Origin of the sequence: Thermopolyspora sp. NPDC052614 (assembly GCF_040678635.1) — a bacterium.
In the GTDB taxonomy this organism is placed as follows: domain Bacteria; phylum Actinomycetota; class Actinomycetes; order Streptosporangiales; family Streptosporangiaceae; genus Thermopolyspora.
On record NZ_JBFATZ010000007.1, the window covers coordinates 34,149 to 51,678 of the forward strand.

Annotated in this window: 18 protein-coding genes; 14 read left to right on the forward strand and 4 right to left on the reverse strand. The window is 69.6% G+C overall.

Going from position 1 to position 17,530, the window contains the following annotated elements:
- Positions 1 to 26 precede the first annotated feature (26 nt).
- The 9 genes from rapZ to AB0K60_RS17045 all read left to right on the forward strand — a co-directional run bounded on the left by rapZ (position 27) and on the right by AB0K60_RS17045 (position 8,679).
- Positions 27 to 875, forward strand: coding sequence for an RNase adapter RapZ (gene rapZ, locus AB0K60_RS17005; protein ID WP_364055827.1), 849 nt, complete (start codon positions 27 to 29; stop codon positions 873 to 875).
- A 551-nt stretch (positions 876 to 1,426) separates the two neighbouring features.
- The gene (yvcK, locus tag AB0K60_RS17010) at positions 1,427 to 2,338 is read left to right on the forward strand and encodes a uridine diphosphate-N-acetylglucosamine-binding protein YvcK (RefSeq protein ID WP_364054959.1); all 912 of its coding nucleotides are present in this window, start codon (positions 1,427 to 1,429) and stop codon (positions 2,336 to 2,338) included.
- A 78-nt stretch (positions 2,339 to 2,416) separates the two neighbouring features.
- Entirely contained in the window at positions 2,417 to 3,397 is a 981-nt protein-coding gene (gene whiA, locus AB0K60_RS17015) for a DNA-binding protein WhiA (protein WP_364054962.1), read from the forward strand.
- 161 nt (positions 3,398 to 3,558) lie between these two features.
- On the forward strand, positions 3,559 to 4,563 hold the full coding sequence (gap, locus tag AB0K60_RS17020) for a type I glyceraldehyde-3-phosphate dehydrogenase (RefSeq protein WP_364054965.1): 1,005 nt from the start codon (positions 3,559 to 3,561) through the stop codon (positions 4,561 to 4,563).
- Complete coding sequence (locus AB0K60_RS17025; protein ID WP_364054968.1) at positions 4,563 to 5,750, forward strand: phosphoglycerate kinase; 1,188 nt, start codon at positions 4,563 to 4,565, stop codon at positions 5,748 to 5,750. Before gap ends, AB0K60_RS17025 begins: the two co-directional genes overlap by 1 nt.
- Positions 5,751 to 5,753: 3 nt before the next feature.
- Positions 5,754 to 6,542 (forward strand): triose-phosphate isomerase, encoded by a 789-nt coding sequence (tpiA, locus tag AB0K60_RS17030; RefSeq protein WP_364054971.1) that lies wholly within the window; start codon positions 5,754 to 5,756, stop codon positions 6,540 to 6,542.
- A gap of 142 nt (positions 6,543 to 6,684) precedes the next feature.
- Positions 6,685 to 6,915 (forward strand): preprotein translocase subunit SecG, encoded by a 231-nt coding sequence (gene secG / locus AB0K60_RS17035; RefSeq protein ID WP_364054974.1) that lies wholly within the window; start codon positions 6,685 to 6,687, stop codon positions 6,913 to 6,915.
- 119 nt (positions 6,916 to 7,034) lie between these two features.
- Positions 7,035 to 7,382 carry an RNA polymerase-binding protein RbpA gene (locus tag AB0K60_RS17040; protein ID WP_364054977.1) on the forward strand — a complete coding sequence of 116 codons (348 nt, stop codon included), beginning with the start codon at positions 7,035 to 7,037 and terminating at the stop codon, positions 7,380 to 7,382.
- A 310-nt stretch (positions 7,383 to 7,692) separates the two neighbouring features.
- On the forward strand, positions 7,693 to 8,679 hold the full coding sequence (locus AB0K60_RS17045) for an adenosine deaminase (RefSeq protein ID WP_364054980.1): 987 nt from the start codon (positions 7,693 to 7,695) through the stop codon (positions 8,677 to 8,679).
- 329 nt (positions 8,680 to 9,008) lie between these two features.
- Here the strand turns inward: AB0K60_RS17045 and AB0K60_RS17050 are convergent, their stop codons facing one another.
- Entirely contained in the window at positions 9,009 to 10,151 is a 1,143-nt protein-coding gene (locus AB0K60_RS17050) for a hypothetical protein (RefSeq protein ID WP_364054983.1), read from the reverse strand.
- A gap of 17 nt (positions 10,152 to 10,168) precedes the next feature.
- Here AB0K60_RS17050 and AB0K60_RS17055 point away from each other — a divergent pair, with 17 nt between their 5' ends.
- Positions 10,169 to 10,369 carry a hypothetical protein gene (locus AB0K60_RS17055; RefSeq protein WP_364054986.1) on the forward strand — a complete coding sequence of 67 codons (201 nt, stop codon included), beginning with the start codon at positions 10,169 to 10,171 and terminating at the stop codon, positions 10,367 to 10,369.
- Between the two features lie 165 nt (positions 10,370 to 10,534).
- Here AB0K60_RS17055 and AB0K60_RS17060 read toward each other — a convergent pair whose 3' ends face one another.
- Positions 10,535 to 11,053 carry a hypothetical protein gene (locus AB0K60_RS17060; RefSeq protein ID WP_364054989.1) on the reverse strand — a complete coding sequence of 173 codons (519 nt, stop codon included), beginning with the start codon at positions 11,051 to 11,053 and terminating at the stop codon, positions 10,535 to 10,537.
- 673 nt (positions 11,054 to 11,726) lie between these two features.
- Between AB0K60_RS17060 and AB0K60_RS17065 the strand changes: the two genes are divergently transcribed.
- Complete coding sequence (locus tag AB0K60_RS17065; protein ID WP_364054992.1) at positions 11,727 to 12,689, forward strand: hypothetical protein; 963 nt, start codon at positions 11,727 to 11,729, stop codon at positions 12,687 to 12,689.
- Positions 12,690 to 12,750: 61 nt separating this feature from the next.
- Here the strand turns inward: AB0K60_RS17065 and AB0K60_RS17070 are convergent, their stop codons facing one another.
- Both AB0K60_RS17070 and AB0K60_RS17075 read right to left on the reverse strand, forming a co-directional pair.
- The gene (locus AB0K60_RS17070; protein ID WP_364054995.1) at positions 12,751 to 14,397 is read right to left on the reverse strand and encodes an amidohydrolase; all 1,647 of its coding nucleotides are present in this window, start codon (positions 14,395 to 14,397) and stop codon (positions 12,751 to 12,753) included.
- Between the two features lie 79 nt (positions 14,398 to 14,476).
- Entirely contained in the window at positions 14,477 to 15,163 is a 687-nt protein-coding gene (locus AB0K60_RS17075) for a hypothetical protein (protein ID WP_364054998.1), read from the reverse strand.
- A gap of 511 nt (positions 15,164 to 15,674) precedes the next feature.
- Here AB0K60_RS17075 and AB0K60_RS17080 point away from each other — a divergent pair.
- The 3 genes from AB0K60_RS17080 to AB0K60_RS17090 are packed head-to-tail and all read left to right on the forward strand — an operon-like array spanning position 15,675 to position 17,530.
- Positions 15,675 to 16,526: a class I SAM-dependent methyltransferase gene (locus tag AB0K60_RS17080; protein WP_364055001.1), complete on the forward strand. Its 852-nt coding sequence runs from the start codon at positions 15,675 to 15,677 to the stop codon at positions 16,524 to 16,526.
- A 1-nt stretch (position 16,527) separates the two neighbouring features.
- The gene (locus AB0K60_RS17085) at positions 16,528 to 16,866 is read left to right on the forward strand and encodes a hypothetical protein (protein WP_364055004.1); all 339 of its coding nucleotides are present in this window, start codon (positions 16,528 to 16,530) and stop codon (positions 16,864 to 16,866) included.
- Between the two features lie 7 nt (positions 16,867 to 16,873).
- Positions 16,874 to 17,530 (forward strand): nucleoside deaminase, encoded by a 657-nt coding sequence (locus tag AB0K60_RS17090; protein WP_364055007.1) that lies wholly within the window; start codon positions 16,874 to 16,876, stop codon positions 17,528 to 17,530.

Sequence of the window (17,530 nt, forward strand, 5' to 3'; positions counted from 1 at the left end):
GCGCGCACCAGGGCGCCGGCCACTCGCTGGTCGTGGTCACCGGCATGTCCGGCGCCGGGCGCAGCACCGCGGCCAAGGCGCTGGAGGACCTCGGCTGGTTCGTGATCGACAACCTGCCGCCGGGGCTGCTGTTCGCCATGGCCGAGGAGGCCGGCCGGGTCGACCTCGCCGCCGACCGGGTCGCGGCCGTCGTCGACGTGCGCAGCCTCGCCTTCACCACCGACCTGCACACCGCCATCGGCGAGCTGCAGCAGCGCGGCGTGGACGTGCAGGTGGTGTTCCTGGAGGCCAGCGACGACGAACTGGTGCGCCGCTTCGAGGCCGTGCGCCGACCGCACCCGCTGCAGGGGGAGGGCCGCCTGGTGGACGGCATCGCCAGGGAGCGCGGCATCCTGCGCGAGGTCCGCGCCAACGCCGACCTGGTCATCGACACCTCCTCGCTCAACGTGCACGAGCTGCGCGCCAAGATCGTCTCGTTCTTCGGCGGCGAGAGCCGTCCCGGGCTGCGGGTCAACGTCGTCTCCTTCGGCTTCAAGTACGGCCTGCCGGTCGACGCCGACCTGATGGTGGACTGCCGCTTCCTGCCCAATCCGCACTGGGTGCCCGAGCTGCGCCCGATGACCGGCCTGGACGCGCCGGTCCGCGACTACGTGCTCGGCCAGCCGGGCGCCAAGGAGTTCCTCGACGCGTACGAGGAGGTGCTCGGCGTGGTGGCCGCCGGATACGTGCGCGAGGGCAAGAGCTACGCCATGCTCGCCGTCGGCTGCACCGGCGGCAAGCACCGCAGCGTCGCGATGGCCGAGCAACTCGCCGCCCGGCTGCGCGACCGCGGGATGGAGGTGCAGGTGAGCCACCGGGACGTGGGCCGCGAGTAGCCCCGGTTCCGGCCCCGGGCCGGGGCGATGCCAGGAGTGTGAGCATGCCGAAAGGCGGGGCCGGTCGCGACGGGGCGATCGGTCTGGGGGCGTGGGCGAGGGCCGGCGATGGCGCGCGGGACGGCGTCGGCGGCGGCCCGGGCGAGAGAGGTGCCGAGGTCGTGAGCAAGCCTGCGGTGGACGGGCCTGAAGAAGGCGGCGGAGCCGGTGCGAGCGGGTCAACGGTGAGCCGGTCGCGAGCGGACGGGCCGGTGCCGCACGGGTCCGAGAGACCCGCGTCGGACACGGGCGGGTCCACGGCGGACGGTCCGCGAGCGGACGGCTCGAAACCGTGCGACTTACCGAACGACCCACCGAGCGGCACGGCCGGGCCTCAGGACGGCGGGCCCGAAACGGCCCCCGAAACAGGCCCCGAAACAGGCCCCGAAACGGAACCCGAAACGGACACGGCCCACGCGGACGGGTTCACGCCGCGGGATCCGCGATCGCGCGAATCGGCGGCGGGCACGTCCGGCGGCGTACGGGACCGGGGCGACGGTCCCCGCGTCGTCGTGCTGGGCGGCGGGCACGGCCTGTTCGCCGCCCTGTCGGCGCTGCGCCGGGTGACGTCGGACCTGACGGCCGTGGTGACCGTCGCCGACGACGGCGGCTCCAGCGGCAGGCTGCGCCGCGAGCTCGGGGTGCTCCCGCCGGGCGACCTGCGCATGGCGCTCGCCGCGCTCTGCGGCGACGACGAATGGGGGCAGACCTGGAGCAAGGTGGTGCAGCACCGGTTCCGCAGCGAAGGCGAGCTGCACGGGCACGCGGTGGGCAACCTGCTCATCGTCGCGCTGTGGGAGCTGCTCGGCGACCCGGTCGCCGGGCTCGACTGGGTGGGCCGCCTGCTCGGCGCGCACGGCCGGGTGCTGCCGATGGCGTCGGTGCCGCTGGACATCGAGGCCGTGGTCGAGCTCGGCGGCGAGATCACGACCGTGCGCGGCCAGGTCGCCTGCGCGCTCACCCCCGGCCGCGTCCAGGCGATCTCGCTGGTCCCGGCCGACCCCCCGGCCTGCCCGGAGGCGGTGCGGGCCGTACAGGCGGCGGACTGGGTGGTGTTCGGCCCCGGATCGTGGTTCACCAGCGTGCTGCCGCACCTGATGGTGCCCGAGCTCGCCGAGGCCCTGCACACCACCCCGGCCCGGCGGCTGGTCAATCTCAACCTCGCCCCGCAGCCGGGCGAGACCGACGGCTTCTCCCCGCAAAAGCACCTGGAGGTGCTTCAGCAGCACGCCCCCGACCTGCGCGTGGACGTGGTGCTCGCCGACCGGTCGGTGGTGGAGGAGCAGGCGCTGCTGGAGAAGGCCGCGGCGGCCCTCGGCGGACGGCTGATCCTGGCCGACGTCGCCGACGCGGGCGGGGCCCCGAGGCACGACGCACGACGTCTTGCCCCGGTGCTGGCCGAGATTTTCCATGAGAACCGTTGAACCTGGTCAGCGCGGCGGCGGCGTGCGAGACACTGAACAGAGCCCATTGGGGCCTATTGGGGGAGGTCGAAGAGCGAGATGGCCATGACGGGCGTGGTGAAGGACGAGCTGAGCCGCCTGCCGGTGCTCAAGCCGTGCTGCCGTAAGGCTGAGGTGTCGACGTTGCTGAGGTTCGCCAGCGGGCTGCACCTGGTGGGCGGGCGCATCGTGATCGAGGCCGAGCTGGACACCAACGCCACGGCCCGGCGCCTGATCAAGGACATCGGCGAGGTGTTCGGGCACCGCGCCGAGGTGCTGGTGCTCCAGCCGGCCGGGCTGCGCAAGGGCGCCCGGTACGTGGTGCGCGTGCACCGCGACGGCGAGGCGCTGGCCCGGCAGACGGGCCTGATCGACAACCACGGCAGGCCCGTGCGCGGCCTGCCCCGCCAGGTCGTCTCCGGCGCGACCTGCGACGCCGAGGCCGCCTGGCGCGGCGCGTTCCTGGCGCACGGCTCGCTCACCGAGCCGGGCCGGTCGATGTCCCTGGAGGTCACCTGCCCCGGCCCGGAGGCCGCCCTGGCCCTGGTCGGGTCGGCGCGCCGGTTGAAGATCCACGCCAAGGCGCGCGAGGTGCGCGGCGTCGACCGGGTGGTGGTCCGCGACGGCGACGCCATCGGCGCGCTGCTCACCCGCCTGGGCGCGCACGACAGCGTGCTCGCCTGGGAGGAGCGGCGGATGCGCCGCGAGGTCCGCGCCACCGCCAACCGCCTGGCCAACTTCGACGACGCCAACCTGCGCCGCTCGGCCCGCGCCGCGGTCGCCGCGGGGGCGCGGGTGCAGCGCGCCCTGGAGATCCTCGGCGACGACGCGCCCGAGCACCTGGTGATCGCCGGAAGACTGCGCGTGGAGCACAAGCAGGCGTCCCTGGAGGAACTGGGTCAGATCGCCGACCCGCCGCTCACCAAGGACGCGATCGCGGGCCGGATCCGGCGTCTGCTCGCCATGGCGGACAAGCGCGCCGCGGACCTCGGAATCGCCAGCACCGAGGCGAGTCTCACCGCCGACATGCTGGCGCAGTAAGCCCTGTTCCCGCGGTCCTCCGGGACCTTCCGGAGGACTCCGGGGAGCCTTCGGGGGGTCGGTGGTCTACACCAATAGGGACCGGATAGGGTTCGTAACTGAGAAGCAATCAAGGAATCTCCGGACCCAACCGGTCCACTTACGCATGAGGAGATCGTGCCGTGAGCATCCGCGTAGGCGTCAACGGCTTTGGCCGCATCGGCCGCAACTTCTGGCGTGCCGTAGCGGCGAGCGGCAAGGACATCGAGGTCGTCGCGGTCAACGACCTGACCGACAACGCGACCCTGGCCCACCTGCTCAAGTACGACAGCATCCTGGGCCGCCTGCCGTACGAGGTGAAGGCCACCGCCGACGAGATCACCGTGGACGGCAAGTCCATCAAGGTGTTCGCCGAGCGGGACCCGGGCAAGCTGCCCTGGGGCGAGCTGGGCGTGGACGTCGTGATCGAGTCCACCGGCCTGTTCACCGACGCGGCCAAGGCGAAGGTGCACGCCGAGAACGGCGCCAAGAAGGTGATCATCTCCGCGCCGGCCAAGAACGAGGACGTCACGCTCGTCATGGGCGTCAACGACGACATCTACGACCCGGCCAAGCACACGATCATCTCCAACGCGTCCTGCACCACCAACTGCCTGGCGCCGCTGGCCAAGGTCCTCAACGACTCCTTCGGGATCGAGAAGGGCCTGATGACCACGATCCACGCCTACACGCAGGACCAGAACCTGCAGGACGGCCCGCACAAGGACCTGCGCCGCGCCCGCGCCGCCGCGCTGAACATCGTGCCGACCTCCACCGGCGCGGCCAAGGCGATCGGCCTGGTGCTGCCCGAGCTGAAGGGCAAGCTCGACGGGTACGCGCTGCGCGTGCCGATCCCGACCGGCTCGGCCACCGACCTGACCGTCACGGTCAGCCGCGAGGTCACCGTCGAGGAGGTCGACGCCGCCTACAAGGCCGCCGCCGAGGGCCCGCTCGCCGGCATCCTCACCTACGCCGACGACCCGATCGTCTCCGCCGACATCGTCACCGACCCGGCCTCGTGCATCTACGACTCCGGCCTCACCAAGGTGATCGGCAACCAGGTCAAGGTCGTCGGCTGGTACGACAACGAGTGGGGCTACTCCAACCGCCTGGCCGACCTTGTCGTGAAGGTGGGTTCCAGCCTCTGATGAAGACCATCGACTCGCTCGACGTCAAGGGCCGGCGCGTCCTGCTGCGCGCCGACCTCAACGTGCCGCTCGACGGTGAGACGATCACCGACGACCGGCGCATCACGGCGTCGCTGCCGACGATCCGGGCGCTGGCCGAGCGCGGCGCCCGCGTCGTCGTCTGCGCCCACCTGGGGCGTCCCAAGGGCAAGGTCGCGCCCGAGTTCTCGCTCGCCCCGGTCGCCAAGCGGCTGGGCGAGCTGCTCGGCGCCGAGGTGCGGTTCGCCTCCGACGTCGTCGGCGACTCGGCCCGCGCCACGGCCGAGTCCCTCGGCGACGGCGAGGTCGCCCTGCTGGAGAACCTGCGCTTCGAGCCGGGCGAGACCAGCAAGGACGACGCCGAGCGCGGCGCGTTCGCCGACAAGCTCGCCGCCCTCGCCGAGCTGTACGTCGGCGACGGCTTCGGCGCCGTGCACCGCAAGCACGCCAGCGTCTACGACGTGCCGAAGCGGCTGCCGCACGCCGCCGGCTCGCTGATCGCGGCCGAGGTCGAGGTGCTGCGCAGGCTCACCGACGAGCTCGCGCGGCCGTACGTGGTGGTGCTGGGCGGCGCGAAGGTCTCCGACAAGCTCGGCGTGATCGCGAACCTGCTCACCAAGGTGGACCGGCTGCTCATCGGCGGCGGCATGGCCTACACGTTCCTCGCCGCGCAGGGCCACGAGGTGGGCAGGTCCCTGCTGCAGGCCGACCAGATCGACCAGGTGCGCGGGTTCCTCGACGAGGCCGCCCGGCGCGACGTCGAGCTGGTGCTGCCGGTGGACGTGGTCGCCGCCACCCACTTCGCCGCGGACGCGCCGCACGAGGTGGTCGAGGCGACCGCGATCCCGGCCGACCGGGAGGGCCTCGACATCGGCCCGAAGACCCGCGAGCTGTTCGCCGCGAAGCTGGCCGACGCCGCCACCGTCTTCTGGAACGGCCCGATGGGCGTGTTCGAGTTCGACGCGTTCGCCGGCGGCACCCGCGCGGTCGCCGAGGCGCTCGTCGCGTCCAAGGCGTTCACCGTGGTCGGCGGCGGCGACTCCGCGGCGGCGGTGCGTCGGCTCGGGCTGCCCGAGGACGGCTTCTCGCACATCTCCACCGGCGGCGGGGCGAGCCTGGAATACCTCGAGGGCAAGACCCTGCCCGGACTCTCGGCGTTGGAGGACTGACCGGTGAGCGCTCCCGCCCGCAAACCGCTCGTCGCGGGCAACTGGAAGATGAACCTCAACCACCTTGAGGCGATCGCGCACGTGCAGAAACTGGCGTTCGCGCTCACCGACAAGGACCACGACAAGGTCGAGGTCGCGGTGCTGCCGCCGTTCACCGACCTGCGCGGCGTGCAGACCCTGGTCGTCGCCGACAAGCTGCGCATCGTGTACGGCGCGCAGGACCTGTCGACGAAGGACTCGGGCGCGTACACCGGGGAGATCTCCGGCGCCATGCTCGCCAAGCTCGGCTGCACCTACGTGCTCGCCGGCCACTCCGAGCGGCGCCAGTACCACGCCGAGGACGACGCGCTGGTCAACGGCAAGATCCAGGCCGCGTTCCGGCACTCGCTGACGCCGATCCTGTGCGTGGGCGAGGGCCTGCCGGTCCGCCGCGAGGGCAACCACGTCGCGTACACGCTCGCCCAGGTCGACGGGGCGCTGAAGGGCGTCACCGCCGAGCAGGCCGCCACGCTCGTCGTCGCGTACGAGCCGGTGTGGGCCATCGGCACCGGCGAGGTCGCCACGCCCAAGGACGCGCAGGAGGTCTGCGGGGCGATCCGGGAACGACTCGCCGAGCTCTACGACGCCGAGGTGGCGGAGAAAGTACGTATCCTTTATGGAGGATCGGTCAAGGCGGACAACATGGCCGGGATCATCGCTCAGCCCGACGTCGACGGCGCTCTCGTCGGCGGGGCGAGCCTCGATCCGGCGGAGTTCGTCAAGATCTGTCGCTTGGGCGAGACCGCCGACTAGAAAACACGGTTCTAGCTGGGCGGTTTTGGGGGTGTGGCTTGACAGTAAGTCGTACCCTCATAGAACAGGTTTGAATCGTCACGCCGACGATGACGCAGACGGACGGACGCGCTTCGGCGCATGAATTGGGAACAGGTCAACGGTGACACTCGGAATCTCCATCGCCCTCATCCTGTCGAGCCTCTTGATGGTCTTGCTCGTCTTGCTCCACAAGGGCAAGGGTGGGGGTCTTTCCGACATGTTCGGCGGCGGCTTCAGCTCGTCGTTCGGGAGTTCCTCCGTGGTGGAGCGCAACCTTGACCGGCTCACCATCATCACCGGGACCGTCTGGTTCGTCTGCATCATCGCTCTCGGCCTGCTTCTGCGGCCGTAGGGGGCGGCGTCCAGCCGGGCCCGGCCCGCGAGGCCCCGCCCGGCCGGGCTTGGCCGGACAACGCGTGACAAAGATTCTTCTCCCCGTGTCCGCGGGGCGACCAAGCGAGGAGTACATCCGTGGGTAGTGGCAACGCGATCCGTGGCAGCCGTGTCGGTGCCGGTCCAATGGGGGAGGCCGAGCGAGGCGAGGCGGCGCCACGAGTACGGGTCTCGTTCTGGTGCGCCAACCTGCACGAGACGCGCCCGAGTTTCGCCAGCGACGCGGCCATCCCCGAGCTGTGGGATTGCCCCCGTTGCGGCCTTCCCGCCGGCCAGGACCGTGCGAATCCGCCCGCGCCGCCACGCAACGAGCCGTACAAGACTCACCTGGCCTATGTGAAGGAACGGCGTAGCGACAAGGACGGCGCCGCCATCCTCGCCGAGGCCCTGGACCGCCTGCGGGCCTCCCGCTCCCCCTGGCAGTAGACCGACTACTCACCCAGGGGGCCGTCCTGCCGCGCCCGCGCGAAACCGGCCACGTGCGAAGATCCCCCGGTCATCCTTTCTAGGAATGGCCGGGGGATTTCGTTGCTCTACCGGGCCGCCTTCGAGGGCTGCGCCATCCCGGCCGGTCGGCTGCCCGGCCTGGACCGGTCTGGAACGGTACGGTCGGCGGCGCTCTGCGGCGGTCGACGAGAAGGCGCGCCGGCGGACGGGCGGGGCCGTCGTGACGCCGTACCCCGCGTGCTAGAGATAATCGCCATGCGAGAGCGTGGAAGAAGGGAGGGCAAGGGACGTGCCGCCCAAAGCGGAACTTCACGTGCACATCGAGGGCACGCTCGAACCGGAACTCGTGGTCGAACTCGCCCAGAGGAACGGGATCGCGCTGCCCGTGCCCGACGTCGAAGGGCTGCGTGCCCGCTACCGGTTCAGCGGCCTGCAGAGTTTCCTCGACATCCTCAACGAGAACATGGCCGTGCTCCGCACCGAGCGCGACTTCTACGACCTGGCCCTCGCCTACCTGCGCCGCGCCAGGGACAACGGGGTGCGCCGGGCCGAGATCTTCTTCGACCTGCAGTCGCATCTGGCCCGGGGCGTTCCGATGGAGGCGGTCTTCGACGGGCTCACGGCGGCGATCGCCGTCGGCGAGCAAAGCCTTGGCGTGTCGGCGGCGCTGCTGCTGTGCATCGTGCGCGACAGGGGGCCCGAGGAGGCCGAGCAGGTGCTCCGCGCGGCCGTGCGGCGGCACCGCGAGCGTTTCATCGGCATCGGCCTCGCCTCCGCCGAGGTCGGCCACTCGCCGTCGCTGTTCCGCCGGGTGTACGACATCGCCGCCGCCGAGGGGCTGCGCCGTACCGTCCACGCCGGAGAGGAGGGGCCGCCCGCCTACATCCGGGAAGCCCTCGACCTCCTCGGCGCCGAGCGAATCGACCACGGCATCCGCGCGGTGGAGGATACGGCCCTGGTCGCCCGCCTACGCGACGAGCGCATCCCTTTGACCGTCTGCCCGCTGTCCAACGTACGGCTCGGCATCGTCCCCTCGCTGCGGGATCACCCCCTGCCGACGATGCTCCGCGAGAACCTCATGGTGACAATCAACTCCGACAACCCGGCCTACGTGGGCGGGTACGCCGACGACAACTACCGCGCCCTCCACGACGAACTCGGCCTCGACGCCACCGCTCTGACGACCCTCGCCGCCAACTCCTTCGACGCGGCCTTCATCGACGCCGCGACCCGCGACCGTTATCGCAGCGGCTTGGACGCTTCGGAAGGCGTCTGACCTCGGCATGGTGATGCCCTCGATCGACCCGGTGAGTAGCGCCCGGAGGTGGCGGCGGTCGCGAAGGATGACGTCGCGAAGCACGAGCAACGACCACCGTTCTCCGAGCATCTCGACGTCGGCGTTGATCGGACAGCCGGACCGCGGTTCCCCGATCCCTCTCGGACGCGCAGCGGGCCCTACCGGACCGGGGCGCTTCGCCGAGTTCGGCGGTCCCGAGCGGCGAGAGCAGGCGGAACGCCCGCTCGACCTCATGCCGGACGGCCTGCAGGTCGGCACGATCACCACCCCTCGGTGACCTTCGGCTGGCTCTTCGGGCGTCGGCCGGGTCAGGCTGAGGCCGGGATGCCGATGCCCAGGGAGCGGAGTTCCTCATCGAGGTCGCGCACGTGTTTGTTCCCCGACCAGGGGTTGAGGAGACTACGCACCTTGCGTACCGAATCGGGAATCCTGGCCGAGGTGTGCTGAGCGGTGAGGTGCGCCGCATCTTTGATCATCGAAGTGGCGGCTGGAATCTCGCGCTTCTGGATCAGGGCATTGGCGCAGAGCAGCAGCGTCTGGCCATGCAGGAGCGTACGGTCTATGGACTTGGCGAGTGTCTGCTGGGCGGCGTCGATCGCCGAGTCCGGGCGGCCCCAACGCAGCATGCAGTCGGTCGCGACGGTGTGTATCTCGTAGGGCAGCCACCAGTAGACGTAGCCGGGGTCGGCTTCGGATCTCGGGTGTTCGGCCTGCTGGAAGGAGGCGGCGACGGCCCGCTCGCTGTCCGGCACTCGCCCGTTCGCCGCCAGTGCGTGGGCGAGGTTCATTGAGTGGAGTGAGCGCATGAGCGTGCTCGCGCTTCGACGCGCCCACCCGTCCCCGGCGAAGGCGTGATCAAGCGCTTCGCCATACCGCTTCTGGTAGACGCACATGCTGCTCATGCTGGTGTGAAGGTACGTGAGAAAAGTGGCGTCACCGATCTCGTGGGCTGCTTCGAGCGCCTGCCCGTAACGCTGCCGGGCCGTCGTGTGATCCACGGAATCGTAGTGCAGGTAGCCGGCGAACTGGGTGAGGTGAGCGTAGGACACCAGGAGTCGCTGCCGCAGGTTGGGGAGCAGACTCCGCTGATGGAGAAGATCGGCGACGAGGACCCGTTGCCGCTCCACAACGGGAAGCACCTTGCCAGGACCGTGAACGTCGTCCAGGCGCCGGCATCTCTCGGTGATCTTCTCGATCGCGGCCACGGCCTCCTCGTCCACACGCCCTGCGGAGTGAAGCACGCCCCCCAGGCGCTCCAACTCGGCGGGAGACAGGTGACGGAGCAGGGTGAGGGCGGGGGTACCGCCAAGGGCAAGGGCGAGTTCGAACAGCAGTTGACGACGCTTCACGTCCGCCTCCTCGGCGTCCAGGACGCGAAGCAGCACGGCGCAGTCCCGGGGCGTGAGCGTCCTCGATGCCGTGCCATCCGCGCTGGTTGCATCTGCGTCCATGCTGACACCTTCCGGCCGTGCTGGTGTACGACACGGGCGGAGGGGATGTTCCCCGCCTGCCCCGGCCCGGGGAGCCGGTCCTGTTCGGCGAGGGCGGCCGTGGGCTGTTCATGGTCGCGGCTGTGGCCGACGAGGTGGGCCGCGAGGGCGGTCCGGCCGTCGGGCACGTGGTGTGGGCGTCCCTGTCCCTGGACGAACCGGGGAGGGGCGTCGAGTGATCGGCGCGTGCGTCGCCCGCCCGCCGAGTTCGCGATCCGTCCGTACCGCAGACCGGCGACGGCACCGATGGGGGACGGCGGGTGGGCGGGCGACGCCGAGTGAGGGCGTTGGTGCGTTACCCGGCGGGACGGAGCCCCGGCCTTCGCGGAGGCCAGGACGATTCGCTAGGCCGGCTCCTCCTCTTCCAGCACGCGTACCGAGACGCGGACGGCCCCCGCGTTGTCGCCCAGGCAGTTGTCGGCGTCGTTGATGCGCAGGCGGATGACGCCGCTGCGGGTGGCGAAGAAGCGCTTGCCCTTGCCCACGACGAAGATGTTGCCGTGCCTGCCGATGGTGCCGAGCAGGGTGCCGTACGTGCGGTCGTCGCGGACCTTGCAGCCCTGGAAGATCTTCTCGTCGGTGCGCCAGGAGTAACCCCACGGGCCGACCCAGGGGAAGCTGCGGCTGTCCACCGTCCACCTGCCGCTGCGGTACCGGATGGAGAATCGTTCGCCTCGCTCGACGTAGACGCCGGTGCTCACCCAGCCGCTGCGCGCGCCGACCAGTACGGGCCTGGAGCTCGCTGCCCCGGTCCGGGACGTGGCGTCGGCGGCCTGTGGCGCTGCGTTGGCGGCGGTGGGGACGAGTGTGAGCGTGGTGGCGGTCGCCGTGCCCAGCACGGCGAGCCCGAGCCGTACGCGCATGAGAGGACCTCGTTTCGAGTCTGCCAGCTCGATTCAGAGTCTAGATCGCGAAAAGCGTCGGTCAACGAGCGCAAGTGGTAGGGCTGATTTCCCGATACGGGCAGGCGGCCGTGATCGTGATTGATCCCGCCGCCGTCTCGGCACTCGGCGGAACGCCGCGCCTGTCGGCCGCGGGCGCCGGTCACTGGTACACGCGTTCGCCGTTGACGAAGGTCATCACGGTCGGGCGGAGGGGCGTTTGCCGCCGTCGGGGAAGCTCTCGTATTCGTACAGGCGGGCCTCGCGTAGGCCGGCCGTCCCGCCGGCCACGACGCGGGCTGCCCGCATCGTGGCCGGTCGGTCCTGCCGCCGGTCTGACCCGCTGCGTCGGGGACCTCGTATCGTCCTGCTGAGCGGGAGGCTTGAGGGTGAATTCGGCACTCGGAATTCCCGGGTAATTCGCTCTGTTCTACCTCTACTATTGGCCCGTGACCGGCCGACGCGGCTGGGTGTCCGTGCAGTGCGAATACCGTTTCGGGACGGCTGTGCGGGAGCACTGGTCATTGGGATTCCCCTCGTTGTCCTCCGGTCGGTGATGGTGGCGGCGGTGCATCGGCGTACTTGGTGGTGATAAACCGGCGGCCCATCCCGTGGTTCAGGCCAACCGGTCGGGCAGGGTTGAAAGTTGTGGTGAATGAAATACGAGGGGATGGGGAAGGGCGTGCATCGCATCGTTGTCGGCATTGGGGTTGTGGTCACCGCGCTGATGCTCCACGCGTGCGGCTCCGCGGAACCGTCCACCACGGCAGGAACCACGGCGGGAACCTCCCGGAATACGGCACGGACTCCCCAGGAGATGCTGCGGCTGATTGCACAGCGTGTGGAAACGGCCGGGAGTTACGTCGTGGTGGCGGATTTGGTCGTCGAACGGGGGCGCGAGCGGCGCCGGGTTACCGGGCGTGTGGTTTATCAGGACGGTCCGCCGCGCGCCGCGAATGTCGCGGTCAAGACGGAGAACTGGCCGGGGCTTAGTGGCGACCGGGTGATTATGATCGGCGACACCGTCTATGTGCACTCCAGTTCACTGCAAGGGCCGGTCAAGTCGCGCAAGCCATGGATCAGGGCGGGCATTCTCGATCTCGACACTTGCGCCAATACCCAGCCGATCGAGGTGGAGGGCTGGGCGAAGCAGTTCGATCTGGTGACGACGGTGCGCGCGATCAGCCGGTCGAAGGACGCGCGGGCCGTCGGCGGCGACCGCGTCGACGGAGTGGCGACTACCCGGTACACCGGCACGTTCGCCTTTGACCGGGACACCGACGGGTTGGAGGAGACCAAGGTCGACCTGTCCGGAATGGAGATGACCTTCGACCTGTGGGCCGACGTCGACCAGATCATTCGCAAGATCGTGGCGACAGCCGTGGCCGACGGCGTCACGGTCACGTACACCGTGCGCGTCACCGATGTCGGGACGGCACGGGTCGCCGCTCCACCGGCGGACCAGGTGGGTGAGCTGGCCGAGGGCGAAACCCTTTACGGGCCCCGCGAGTCGTCCGTCAGCACGATGCGGGTACGGCCGGCGGGTTGGAACGCGAATGGCCGGGCGGGCATGGGCTGCGGCGCCCCGGGGCGCCGGTCGTTCTCCGGCTCGCCGTGAAGGGTGATCTCGATGCGTGTCGGCGGCCCCCTGGATCGGTCGGCTTGCGGGCGGAGAGGGTTTACTCGTGCACGCATTCGCCTCCTACGAAGGTCATCATCGTCTTCGTGGTCCAGATGTCGGCCGGGTCGAGGCGGAACGGGTCGCGGTCGAGGACGGCCAGGTCGGCGGGGCGGCCTTCGGCGATGACTCCTGCGGGGGAGCGGTTGAGCCAGGCCGAGCCCGCCGTGTACGCCGTCAGGATCGTGGCCAGGTCGAGGGCCTGGCCGGGCAGGAACGGGGTCATGGCGGTGGGGTAGGCGGCGTCGACCGGGTCGTCGGGGGGTGTGGTGCGGTTGACGGCCACGTGCATGCCCTGGAAGGGGTCGGGGGAGGAGACCGGCCAGTCGCTTCCGGCGGCCAGGCGGGTGCCGTGCCGTACGAGGTCGGCGAAGGGGTACTGCCACCGTGAGCGTTCCTCGCCGAGGAAGGGGATGCACAGCTCGTCCATCTGGGGGCCGTGGCAGGCCCACAGGGGCTGCAGGTTGGCGGTGACGCCGAGGGCGGCGAAGCGGGGTACGTCGGAGGGCTCGATGATCTGCAGGTGGGCGATGTGGTGGCGGTTGGCCGAGGTGGTGTTCTCGAAGGAGTCGAGGGCCTCGCGTACGGCGCGTTCGCCGATGGCGTGGAAGTGCACCTGGAAGCCTTCTCGGTCGAGTTCGGCGACGTGGCCCTTGAGCAGGGCGGGGTCCACGTAGGAGATGCCGCGTTCGCCGCCGCAACCGCAGTACGGCTCGATGACGGCGGCGGTGAAGTTCTCCGGGATGCCGTCCTGCATGATCTTCACGCTTCCTGCGGCGAACGTGGGCAGGCCCTCGGCCCGGGCGCGGCGGTCCTTCAGCTCCTCGATCTGCTCGGCGCCGCGCGTCCTGTCCCACCACAGGGCGCCGGCCACCCGCGCCTTCAGCGCGCCCGAGGACGCGGCGGTGAGGTAGGTGGGCAGTTGGTCGTCCGAGCCCGCGTACGAGCCGACGATCGCGTCCTGCCAGCCGGTGATGCCGAGGGAGAACAGGTGGCGCTGCGCGTCGAGCAGGGCGTCGAGCAGGTCCTGGGCGGTGGGGCGCGGGGTGAGCAGGCCGACCAGGTCCATCGCCCCCTCGTGGAGGACGCCGCTCGGGGTGCCGTCGGGATCGCGTTCGATGCGGCCGTCGGGCGGGTCGGGGGTGTTCCTGTCGATTCCCGCGATCTCCAGGGCCCGCGTGTTCACCCAGGCCGCGTGGTGGTCGCGCTGTACGAGGTAGACGGGGCGATCTACAAAGTCAAGGTGGCGGCGATGCGGCAACCCGTTGGGAAACGCCGACATATGCCAGCCGCCGCCGTCGATCCACTCCCTGCCGGGGTTGGCCGCGGCATAGGCCTTCACCCGCTCGACGTAGGCGGGCAGGCCGTACACCTCGGACAGCTCACACCTGGCGCGCTCCAACCCGGCCTGCACCGGATGCACGTGCGCGTCCACGAACCCGGGCACCAGCAGCCCACCCTTGAGATCCACGGTCTCGGTACGGCCCGCGCCCGCCTCCCTGGCCCGCCGCACGACATCATCCTCGGCTCCGACGGCGACGATCCGCCCGTCCCGCACCAGCGCCGCACCGTCGAACGGCCCGGACGCGGCGGCGTCCGGCCCGGACGCGGTGAACACGCGGCCGCCGCGAAAGAGCACATCCGACATGTCTGCCTCCATCTTCTCCACGAGGTCAGCCACATCATCTCGAAGGCGTACGCGGGGTGCGACGACCGGGCCCGGCGCCCTATCGCCCGGTGGGCGCCCTCCTCAGGCATTCGCCGATGTGCTCACCCGCCTGGCGTAGGGGCAACGATCTGGCGGCATAGGTCAGTGAGGCGGGCGCGTCCTCCTGGCCGAGCACCTCGGAGTTCGGCCGGACCCTCTCGCCTATGCGCACCAGCGTGAGGCAGGAAGCGTCATGGTCGACGATGCTCTCGTGGAAGCGGTTCGCCGCGATGCGATACCACGTGCCGGCCCGCCAGTCCTGGGCGCCAAGATCGTCGAGGGCGACTCTCCGGTCGGTTCGCCGCAGGATCGACAGTCGGGCATCGGCGGACTCGGCGATGTAGAGCGGCCCATCGGCCTCCGATCCGACGTCCTCCGCCGCGCTGTACTGCCGGTCTCGCAGTTCCCCGGCAAGGATCATGCTCTCCAGGTCCCACAGATGGCGGTGGATGAGCCACGCCGGATCCTGCGTCGATCTCTCATGCTCCGGCCAGCAATGGATGGAGTAGCGCCGTCCTTCCCTGTCCTTGGCGAGATGGACGACGAAGAACCCGAGCGGATGCCATCGAGGGGAAAGGGACCGCCCGCCGCTCTCGTGCAGGATTTCGGTCACTGCCTTCCTGGCCGCTTTGTCATCGCGGGCCGTGAACGAGTCGACGAGTCGGCTCACATATGGATTATCAGAATTCAACATCATGCCGGACATCTCGATGTAAGACATTAACCTGCAGGGTGTCCGATGGGAAGGTCCATGAGGGAAGGTCCTCTTTGGGGTGGCCGTATTTATCGATTGTGTCGATGGAATTGGACGGAGAGGGGTGGGGGCGTGAGGATTCGCGGCCCGCCTCGCCCGCGAGCGGGGTGTCGGAGGCGCCGGTTGCCGGACCCGGCGGCCGGTGAACCTCCGCGACGCGCGGGCGGAGCCGGGGAAACATCCGTGGGGCGGACCATTATGCCGGGCCGAATCGCGGCGCCGCCGAATCGGGGCATTGAGCTGCGGTGCCGGGCGTGCTATATGTGCGGGTGCGGTAAACCCTTGTCAACCTCAAGCTTGCCGGTAAGGACAGGTATGTGCGGCCTTGGCCATCGCATCCCAGGCCGGCCCACAGTGCGGGGTGGCCGTGTTCCGGCCAACGTCAGGCGGGCCCAGTCCGACCTTTCTGGCCAGGTTGAGAAGGGTTCAGTCTTCGATGATTCTCGCTGAATAGCCATCCGAGGTGTTCGCCCTGGCCGGAGACCGCCATTCCGACTACGCGCACGCGGCGGGCCTGGTCGCGCTCGGCCAATTGACCGCGACCAAGCGGCGGGCCGCGGAGACGATTGCCGAGATGGCCGGTACGAGCCGCCTGGACACCGTGATCGATGTCGGATCCGGGGACGGGGAGCTGGCGTACCGGCTCTGCCGTCGGCTGCCTGACATCGAGCGTTGGGTCCTGGTCGACCTCGATCGCGGACTGCTGACCCGCTCGCGACGGCGGCTGCGGCGGGTGTGCGGCGACGTGACCGCCATCGCCGCCGACATGGATGAGCACCCGTTCGGATCCTTGCCGTCCGGCACGGCGGTCGTGCTGGCGCACGTCCTGTACTACAGCGCGGATTGGCGAGTGCTTCTGGGAAGGTGGTTGGCCAGTCGAGCGGCTTTCCTGGCGATAGTGGTGAGATCCGCCGGTTCGTGTTCCTTTCTTCTCCGCAGTGCCGTTCGCCGGACGCCGGAAGGGGTGCGAACCGGACTGGTCGCAGAAAAGGTAGAAAGTGCTCTTTCTGAAAACGGAGCGAAGTTCACGATCGCCAGGCTGGTGTCCACCTATCGGCCAGGCCTCGATCGTGACGACTTGGAGTGCCGACCCGATCGTCTGCGGTCTCTTCTTGTGAGCAGAGCGGACTGTGCGCGACTATTGTCTTTGTGGTGTCATTCGCATCCTGCGGATCTTGACGACGGCCAGTTGCTCGCCCTTCGGGCGTGCATGCTTAAGATGATCCAGAGTGGCGAGGTGGTTTTCACGGTAGAAGACATGGTCATCGGTTGCCACTCTGATCACGAAAGGATTTACGACCTTGCCCCATCTTGATGTGAAATATCGGACAGACAGGTTCGCCGAGGAGGACCTCGCGGGTGCGGTGGACAGCCTGATCGAGATCATCGCCAAGCATTACTCCGAAAACCCTGATTATGTTTCCTTGGAGATCGTTCCGCAGAACGCGGTCACCCGGAACAGGAAGGACGTCGATCTCGAACTGGACTCGGCTCCTGACTCCGAGGGGCATCGGGCCCGGGTCGCCCCGCGGATCGCCGCGGATCTGGCGGCGGCCGTCATCGAGCATCTGGAGCGCCGGGGCCACCACGACTTCGAGGTCAGCGCGTGGATCAGAATCTTCGCGGACGCCCCCTACCACTATCAGAGGACGTAAGGACCGGGTGGACCTCCCGGCCGTCTGGGAATGGGTGATCGACGAGGCATGGGCATCGTACGCCGCGGGGGGATGGGGCGTCGGCGCGGTCGCCATGCGCACGGATGGAACGGTGCTGGCGGCGGCGGGCAATCGCTCCCGCGGGCTTCCCGATGACGTGTTCGCTCATGCGGAACTGCTCACCTTGGCGAAGCTGCCCGTGATCGCCCGATCAGGGTGTGTGATCGTCACATCGCTCGAACCCTGTGTCCTCTGCCTGGGGGCGTTGGCCTATCTCCGCGTGCCCTCGGTGCGTTTCGGCGCACGAGATCTTTCCTTCAGCGCCGCGCGCCAGGCGCTCGCCAAGGCTCCCATCCTCCGCTCCAGGGTGCCGGCGTACGCCGGACCCCGGTTGGACGCGATCGGCCTGCTGTGCCGTCTCATCCCCCTGGTGGCACAACTGGAGACCGGTCTTGGCAGCGGACCCCTTGGCTTGGAGAGATACGTCACGCCACGTCTGCTCGCCTACGCACAAGAAGCCGTCCAAACCGGGCTGCTCCACACGCATCGTGACAAGCCTCGCGGCTGGGCGGTTCCGCTACGGGATATCGAGGAGAACGGCCGGCGGTTGACGGATGAGATCATCGCGGCCGAGGCACGGCTCCATCGACTCGGCCTGAGCTGA